Annotated in this window: 3 protein-coding genes; 2 read left to right on the top strand and 1 reads right to left on the bottom strand. The window is 73.1% G+C overall.

Annotation, left to right across the window (positions count from 1 at the left end):
* Window positions 1-192 precede the first annotated feature (192 nt).
* Complete coding sequence (locus tag CNO22_RS26870) at window positions 193-597, top strand: 3-oxoacyl-[acyl-carrier-protein] synthase III C-terminal domain-containing protein (RefSeq protein WP_232807394.1); 405 nt, start codon at window positions 193-195, stop codon at window positions 595-597.
* Window positions 598-694: 97 nt separating this feature from the next.
* A complete protein-coding gene (locus tag CNO22_RS26865; protein WP_232807393.1) occupies window positions 695-1,330 on the top strand; it encodes a response regulator transcription factor in 636 nt (211 codons plus the stop codon).
* A gap of 13 nt (window positions 1,331-1,343) precedes the next feature.
* Here CNO22_RS26865 and CNO22_RS26860 read toward each other — a convergent pair.
* On the bottom strand, window positions 1,344-1,919 hold a 576-nt coding region (locus tag CNO22_RS26860; RefSeq protein ID WP_232807392.1), incomplete at its 5' end, for a sensor histidine kinase.

Raw genomic sequence — 1,919 nt, 5'->3', positions numbered from 1 at the left:
TACGATCAGAGCTATGGTAAGCCGTCCGCGGACGAGTTAGATGTGTAGCAGATACAGGCAAAGCGGCGTGAGTAACTGCGTTGAGTATTGGAAAGAATAGCGCAACCACCGACACTAAAACGCAGGGAGCCGTCGGCAGCGTCAGATGGGTTTAAGAGACAGGGGCGGGGGCAGGGTCGCCGGCTGGCCGGTGTGGTGGCCCGGACCGACCCCTCGACCGCCGACCACATGACCTGGGACGTCACCGACCTCGGCTTCCGCATGGGCCTGTCGCCGCGGGTGCCCGACGTGCTCTCGCGGCACGTCGGGAGCGTCGTCGACGAGCTGCTGACTGGGGCCGGGCTGCGGGTCGAGGACGTCGCCGGCTGGGCGGTGCACCCCGGCGGCCCGCGCATCCTCGACGTCGTCCGCGACCACCTTGGGCTGGCCGAGGAGCAGCTGGCCGCCTCCCGCCACGTGCTCGCCGAGCACGGCAACTGCTCGTCGGCGACGGTGCTGCTGGTGCTCGAGGAGCTCGCCGACGTCGACGGCCCGGTCGTGGCGATGGCGTTCGGCCCCGGGCTCACGCTCTACGCGGCTCTGCTGCTGCCTTCCTGAACCGAAACCGACTGGTCACCCCCTCCCTCAGTCGCTACGCTGTGTGAAGAAGGTCACTCTCCGGAGGGGGCTGCCCGTGGGGGCGAGCGACGGTCCCGTGCGCGTGTTCCTCGTCGACGACCACGAGGTCGTCCGGCGCGGAGTGGCCGAGGTCCTCGAGGAGGACCCCGAGATCAGCGTCGTCGGCGAGGCCGGCTCGGTCGCCGAGGCCCTCGCCCGGGTGCCGGCCGTGCGGCCGGACGTCACCGTCGTCGACATGCGCCTGCCCGACGGGGACGGCGCGGAGGTGTGCCGCTGCCTGCGCGAGCGGGTGCCCGGCCTGCGCTGCCTGGTGCTGACCAGCTTCCCTGACGAGGACGCCGTGGCCGCCGCCGTCGCCGCCGGGGCCTCGGGCTACGTGCTCAAGCAGGTCCGGGGCTCGGCGCTGGTCACCGCCGTCCGGACCGTCGCGGACGGCGGCACGCTGTTCGACCGGGACGTCGGGGCCTCGGCGTCCGCCGCGCGCCGCCGCCCGGCCGAGCGGGACCGCCGGCTGTCGGTGCTCACCGAGCAGGAGCGCACGGTGCTGCGGCTGATCGGCGAGGGCCTGACCAACCGTCAGATCGGCGTCCGCATGGGGCTGGCCGAGAAGACGGTGAAGAACTACACCAGCCACCTGCTGGCCAAGCTCGGGCTCGAGCGGCGCACCCAGGCCGCGATCCTGGCCACCGAGCTGCGCGACCGCCCCGACTGACCGGCGCGCCGGCTCAGTCCTGGCGCGGCATCGGCACCGACCAGCGGATCTGCGTGCCCTTCGGTCCGGTGGAGGTGGTCAGCCGGCCGCCGTGCCGCTCCGCGCGGTCGGCCAGGTTGGTCAGCCCGCTGCGCACCGAGACCGCGGGCAGCCCGATGCCGTTGTCGGTGACCACGACGCGCACCTCGGCGTCGACGGTCACCGTGACCGTCACCCGGGTGGCCTGCGCGTGCCGCAGCACGTTGGTCACCAGCTCGCGGACGACAGCGATGACGTCGGGCAGCAGCGCCGGCGGCAGGTCCTCGTCCCCGCGCATCCGCACGTCCGGGCGCAGCCCCTGCCCGCCGGTGATCGAGCGGACGGCGTCGACGATGCGGGTGCGGACGGCGTCGGGCGAGGCGTCGTCGGGCTCGTGCAGCTCGAAGATCGACGAGCGGATGCGGGCGATGGTGCTGTCGAGCTCGTCGACCCGCTCGGCCAGCGCCGCCGCCGTCTCGGGGAGCCGGTCCTCCAGCGAACGGCTCACCCGGTCCAGCGCCAGGCCGGTGGCGAAGATCCGCTGGACGACGTGGTCGTGCAGGTCCCGGGC

This window comes from Geodermatophilus chilensis (assembly GCF_002802985.1).
GTDB lineage: Bacteria > Actinomycetota > Actinomycetes > Mycobacteriales > Geodermatophilaceae > Geodermatophilus > Geodermatophilus chilensis.
This window is presented reverse-complemented; position numbering and strand designations above follow the sequence as displayed.